The 6,169-nt window shown below is 68.1% G+C and carries 5 protein-coding genes; 3 read left to right on the forward strand and 2 right to left on the reverse strand.

What is annotated here, in order from left to right; translation table 11 throughout:
• Positions 1–69: 69 nt before the first annotated feature.
• Complete coding sequence (locus RKP46_RS01410) at positions 70–2,481, reverse strand: hypothetical protein (protein ID WP_311104973.1); 2,412 nt, start codon at positions 2,479–2,481, stop codon at positions 70–72.
• 845 nt (positions 2,482–3,326) lie between these two features.
• Between RKP46_RS01410 and RKP46_RS01415 the strand changes: the two genes are divergently transcribed.
• From RKP46_RS01415 to RKP46_RS01425, 3 genes are all read left to right on the forward strand, one after another.
• A complete protein-coding gene (locus RKP46_RS01415) occupies positions 3,327–3,908 on the forward strand; it encodes a Pvc16 family protein (RefSeq protein ID WP_311104974.1) in 582 nt (193 codons plus the stop codon).
• A gap of 235 nt (positions 3,909–4,143) precedes the next feature.
• The gene (gene tnpB, locus RKP46_RS01420; RefSeq protein ID WP_311104975.1) at positions 4,144–4,491 is read left to right on the forward strand and encodes an IS66 family insertion sequence element accessory protein TnpB; all 348 of its coding nucleotides are present in this window, start codon (positions 4,144–4,146) and stop codon (positions 4,489–4,491) included.
• 478 nt (positions 4,492–4,969) lie between these two features.
• Entirely contained in the window at positions 4,970–5,665 is a 696-nt protein-coding gene (locus RKP46_RS01425; RefSeq protein WP_311104976.1) for a hypothetical protein, read from the forward strand.
• Between the two features lie 260 nt (positions 5,666–5,925).
• Here RKP46_RS01425 and RKP46_RS01430 read toward each other — a convergent pair.
• Positions 5,926–6,169, reverse strand: a 244-nt coding sequence (locus RKP46_RS01430; RefSeq protein ID WP_311104977.1) for an IS4 family transposase, incomplete at its 5' end; no start/stop codon positions are given.

The following is a 6,169-nucleotide window of genomic DNA, read 5'->3' on the forward strand; positions in this document are numbered from 1 at the left end:
CGGGCGGCCGCCTGCCTGCTCGCGTATAGCGTACAGCTTGCGGCAGCGTCGCCGAATCTGCGCGGGCGTTCAGCGCAGGGGAGGCGGACTGGCGTCCGCCCGATGACTCTCCCTCGGCAGATCAAGCGCGACGAGTAGCGCGAGATAAAACAGAAACGCCACGCGCGGTACATCGAGCAGGCTGTCGAACAGACCCACGACCAGGAAGCCGAGGATCGCCGCGACGAGCGCGGCCGACATGCTGTGGTCGCGCGCGCTGCCCACGGACACCCGCCACAGCCCCGCCAGGACAAGCGCGGAGAAGAGGACGAGCCCGACCCAGCCCTGCTCGAAGAGCACGTGCAAGAATATGTTCTTCATATGCCAGGGCAGGTGGTGCCGGTCACTGGACGAAAACCAACGCGCCATTCCGCGCGCAAAGTCACCATTGGCCAACAACTCGCGTCCCCCCGCGTCGCGCGCGCTGAGGTTGTCAAGTTCAACGAGGCCGCCGCTGGTAGTGACGCCGACCGAGAAGGTGATGAAATGCGGCGCAAAGAAATCGCCACTCGACAAGCCCGCACCTGGCAACTGCAGCTCCACCGGCTGCCATTTCCCGGCTTGCGCGCTCACCGGTCGCACGCCGATCATGCACGCACCGTCGTCGTAAAGCAGATGCTTGCGGCAGATCTCGAAGTGCAGACCGGTCGTCGTCGCCGAGCGAACGTCCGCGCGTACGCTGACCGGACCGACGAAGGGAGCCACCCGCTGCGAAATGCGGAACAACTCGCCCCAATCGATCGGGTGCTTGCCACCGGTCAGCACCAGAGAGCGCTCGCTGCCCTCCTCGCGCAGACGGTAGTCGCCGACCTGATCCTTGAGCTTGCCGGAGAGGAAATGGTTTGCCGGGTAGCGGCCCGTGCCCTTGCCGAAGGCCCAGGTCAGCGGGTCGTCGAGCAAGGCCAATCCGGCCGACCAGTGCTCCAGGCGGCCGTCGAAATCACGCGCACCGGTGGCGAAACGCTCGCTCATGTACGCGCCGCCGAAGACGACGCTGACCGTCGTTGCCAGCGCGGCCAGTGCACCGAGCAGGCTTCCCTGCCAGCGCAACGACTCAGGCCAACGCGCGGCCTTGCTGCGACCCGCCAGCACGACCGCCGCCAGCAGCAAGACGACGACCAGCGCCATCGGCGCGACAGCCGACGCGCCGCCCCAGTGCCAGGCGACGAGCAGCATCGCGGCAAGCAAGCTGAACCAGGCTGCCAGGAGCAGCGCTGCCGACCGCGACAGGCGCGTCGCCGCTGATCGCCGCAGTGCGCCGAGCAGCGCCAGCGCTCCAGCGAGCCAGGCCAGCGCATACGCCACGTACGGCCCCTTGGGCAGCAGGTAGGCGAGCAGCACGAGTGACAGCGACAACACCAGGCCGGCCAGCACGCCGACCACCCAGCCACTTGTCGGCATACGGCGCAGCGGTGTGACCATCGGCAGCAGCAAGGCGACTGCGCCGAACAGTGCCAGCATGCCGCGGTAGCCGCTGGTTGGGAAGATGGCGACGGCGGCAGCGCCAAAGCCTGCGCCGATCAGCCAGGCCGCGCCAGCACCGCCGGCCGGGCTTGCCGTGCTGCTGCGAATCCTCAGCCGGCGCGCCGATTGCGCACGCAAGACAGCGAGCGCGAGCAAGCTGATTGGTACCGCCAGGTAGACTGCGCGCGAAAACGTGGTCAGACAGGCATACGCGCCGAGCACGACGGCCGCCGCGGCGAGCGACCATCGCCACACGCCAATCGGCCGCAGCAGTTCGCGTACGGCGAAGGGCATCGTCAGCACCAGGAACCCGTCGAAGGCCGCTCCGCCGACGTGCATCTCCCAGAACAGCGCCGTCCCCCGGTAGTCGCGCGAGAAGTCGGCCAGGCCGGTGTAGGCCCACCGTTCCCAGAGCGCCAGCAGCGCGACGACCAGCAGCCCGCCAGCCAGCCCGCTCCCCAGCCACTGCGCCGCGCGGTCCGGGCTGGCCCGCAACTGGATGCGCCACAAAGGCGCGAGCAGCATGGCGAGGAAAAAGCTCTTCGCCACGCGCAGGCTGTTCATCGGCTCGTGGTAGCCCTGCCACCACCCCCAGATGAATCCGCCCGCGTCGGCAAAGCCGCGCGTCATGCTGACGATCAGCGCCGCGGCAAAGCTCGCCACGAGCAATCGCTTGAGCGCGGTTGCGCCGCCGGCCGCCGTCAGCGACGCTGCCCGATCACCGCGCGCATAGGCACCGGCGGCGACCGCGAGCACCGCCAGATCGAGTTCTTCGAAAGTCAGCCAGCCGGTCCACGGCATCAGCCCGATCGCCGGCAGCGCCACTGGCAGAAGGACCAATCCGGCCAGCGGCCGCCAGGCGGAGAGCAGCGCCAGGGCGCCGCAGATGCCCAAGGCGAGCGCGCCCGACAGCGGGTGATGCCAGGCGAGCGCAGCACAGAGTGCCAGACAGATCAGCGCCAGAGCGGCGTGCATCAAGCGTGTAAAGCCGCCGCCCGGGGCTGAGGTCCGGCGCCGGCGTGGAGCTCGCGACGAGGCGCGCTGCGCCGCTGGGGCGGGCGGACTCGGCGAGGCGGGGGCGATTGCAGGTGGCGCGGCCGGCTCAGCCATGACGCCTTGACCGGGAAGGCCCGCGTCTGGCGCCGACCGGCGTCGGCTCGCTGGCCAAGGTGGTCCAATGTGTGTCGCTGCTCAAGTATTCACTCCTTGCCAACCGGCGAAGCTCATCGTCCGGGCTGCACCCATGGCCAGCTTGTCTTTTCCCGCAATCCTAGGAGCTTTGACCGGTCGCTGCAAGCGTGCCGGACAGGCCGATCACCCCCTGGCCAAGTCCCTCGACCGGCAGCGCAGGGCTTGCGCTGCCGCTTCGGACCAGCGGCGTCATGCGCTGCACACGTACGCCACGCGCGTGTCGGCCACCAGCGGCGCGTGAAAGTTGAATTGTATTGGGCTATAGATCGTGCTTGGCACACAGCCTTGTCCTGTGCCAGGATAAACGCAGCATGACCGAATGGCAGATGCTTCCGGTTTTGGTAAGGCGCTGTCGAAAGTGGTGTGGCGAGTCGGCGGCCGGTCTTTTCCGGATGGCGTCCAGGCCGCGCCCCGGTCGGAGGCGCGGACCGCATCCGCCGTCTGTGCGAAGCAAGAGTCATAGCGAGGGCAAGCAAGATGACCGGCCTGGGCGTGCACGATGATCGACGCCAGCTTGCTGCACGTCGGGCGAAGCCACAGCCGGCGCCGTCGGCGAAGGTTTCGCCGTCTGCCCGGCCGGGCCGGCGCACGGCAACCGACGGGCTGGCCCGCGTTGGCGACCGGAGCGCCTGATGGCGACTCACCGGGCTGTCCTCGGCGTGCTGCAGGCCTTGAAGGATCGCCCCGATCTGCGCCTGCCGGCGCTCGCCGGCGGCAACCCGAAAGCGCTCATCCTTGGCGCGCAGGCGCTGGCGACGGCGCCTGCCGGCGAGAACCTCGGCATCTACCTGCACCGCATCGCGGTCGACCCCTTCGCCCGCAACCGCTACCTGGCGCCGGCCGAAAACCGCCGCCAGCGGCGCCCGGAACTCCCGGTCAACCTGCACGTCCTGCTCATCGGCTGGAGCACGAAGAACGACAGCGAAGTCGGCTATCTGGCGGTGGCGATGCAGATCATCGGTGTCCTTTCGGCAATGCTGCGTGAACTCCCGGCGCCGTGCTGGTACCTTGGCAGGCCCGTAAGGACCGTTCGAGAGGCCTGCCGATGTCACCGTCCTTACCTGCAACCGCCCCGGAACTGGCCGAAGCCGCAACGGCGCTTGCCCAATGGAGGAGCACCCGCCGGCGGAGTTCGCGTATCCCGGAGGCGCTGTGGTCGCAAGCGACCGAACTCGCCGAACGGTACGGCATCGCCCCCGTTGCCGTCGCGCTGAAGCTCCACTACAAGAGCCTGAAGCACCGCCTGACCGCCAGGAACGCCGGCGAAGACGCGCGCAGCGCGCCCGCGTCATCGAGTTTCGTCGAACTCGATCTCGGCCTGCCGCTGGCGCCACCCGTTTGCGTCCTGGTTCTCAGCGACCGGTCGGGCCGCGCGCTGCGCATCGAACTGCCGCCAGCGGCCAGTAGCCATCTCGTCGAGGTCGCGCGTAGCCTCTGGCAGGTCCAACCATGCTCGCACTGAACGCGCGCCTGCGTGTCTGGGTCGCTGCCGAGCCAGCGGATTTTCGCTGCGGCATCGACGGTCTCGCCCGACGTGCGCGGCAGAAACGGGCCCAAGACCCGTTCAGCGGCGGCGTGTTCGTTTTCTGCAATCGCCGGCGCACGGGGGTCAAACTCCTGATCTACGACGGGCAAGGCTTCTGGCTCTGTCAAAAGCGACTATCGACCGGGCGCTTCGCCTTCTGGCCGCAGGCCTCACCGGGGACGCTCCTCGCGCCGCACGCCTTGGCGCTCCTGCTCGCGGGAGGCGACTACGCCGCGGCCGACGGAATCCCGGAGTGGCGAGCGGTCGCCTGACCTTGGCGAGGGCAGCCGGCAAACCGAACTTCCGAAAGCCGGTCGCCACCCAGCGCAACGGGGATACCGAAGACGAGCTTTTGCGAAAGGGCCAGACATCGTCGCCCGTCTTTGGCAGAACACCTTGGGTGAAAGGGTCACTGCTGGAGGACTGAGAATGGCGCTTGCGAGTTCGCCAGGCCAGGCTGGGCTGGCAGACCGGAGTTTTGCGCCGCGGAGGTGGCGAGCGCCGGCGCGCCCAGTGGGAGCGAGGACCACTGGCATCACTCGAAGCGTTCCCGGAAGCGGTTGCGGGGGGACTTCGGCCAGTTCGTTGGCGTAGGGCCATGAGCCGGAGCCGAGAGCGGGCATCCCACCGGAAGCGGCCGGCACACAACCCGCTGCAGCGGATGGCCATCCCGGTGCAGGAGATCGAGGCCATCGTCGAGCGCAGTGGAGCCAGACCGCCGAGGCCGAACAGGCGACGCTGAAGGCAGCGGTGGGCACGCTTGCGCGGATCACCGCCGAACGCGAGACCAAGGAAACCACGCTGGCACGGCTACGGCGGATTCTCTTCGGCGCGCCGACCGAGAGCACGGTCAATGTACTCGGGGAAGCGGAGAAGGGCGACACGCCGCCAGCGGACACGGCGGCCCGTCCGGCGGAAGGCGACGACGAGAAAGCCGCCGGCGAGGCGACTTCGGACGCCACGCTAGCCGAGCCCAGCAAGAAGCGCCCAGGGCACGGAAGGAATGGGGCGGCCGATTATCCGCAAGCGCCGTATATTGCCGTACCGCATGCGACCTTACGGCACGGCGATCCGTGTCCCGTCGCCGGGTGTGCCGGCCGGGTGTATGGGCAACGAGGAGAGCCGGCGGTCCTGGTTCGTATCTCCGGCGTCGCGCCGCTACTCGCGAAGGTCTACGAACTCGAACGGCTGCGTTGCGGCTTGTGTGGCACCTTGTTTACCGCCGACCCCCCGCTCGGCGTCGGCAAGGTAAAGTACGACGACAGCGCCGCGGCGATGATCGCGCTTCTCAAATACGGCTGCGGTCTGCCGTTCCACCGCATTGAGCGGCTGGAACAGGGTTTGGCCATCCCGATGCCGGTCGGCACGCAATGGGGAGTCGTCGCCGCCGCTGCCGTCCCCCTCATCCCGGTCTTCGACGAACTGCTACGGCAGGCAGCCCAATGAACCGTGGTGTACAACGATGACACGACGCGCATCCTGAGCTTGACGCAAGAGGCGCGCGCCGAAGCGCTGCCGGCAGGCGCCTCTGCCGATCGCACTGGCGTGTTCACTTCCGGTGTCGTCGCCGAGACACCCCATGGTCTGATCGCCTTGTTCAAAACCGGGCCCTGTCATGCGCTTACCCTTTCCCACAACCCGTCAGCAGACGGTAGCGCTATGGTTTGTTCCTGCAGGAAGAAGGGCACGATGTGCGTTGGCCAAGCTCAAGGCGCTTGCGGTGGGGGCGTGGCGAAGACGCGGTACATGTTGGTGATGTCGTCGAGTCGCTGGATGCCGATCCAGAGAGCTTGAGCGCCGGGTTCGCCGTCGCTTTTGCGGCCGAGGAAGCCGCCGAGGCGAGCGACCATGTGGGCCGCTTGATGGAGAGTCGGTGGCGTTTCAGGGACGATGGGCGGTGTCCTTTCGGCAACCCTGCGTGAAATCCCTGACGGCGTCTGGTAGCGTAGG

This window comes from Accumulibacter sp., assembly GCF_031732815.1.
Taxonomy (GTDB): Bacteria; Pseudomonadota; Gammaproteobacteria; order Burkholderiales; family Rhodocyclaceae; genus Accumulibacter.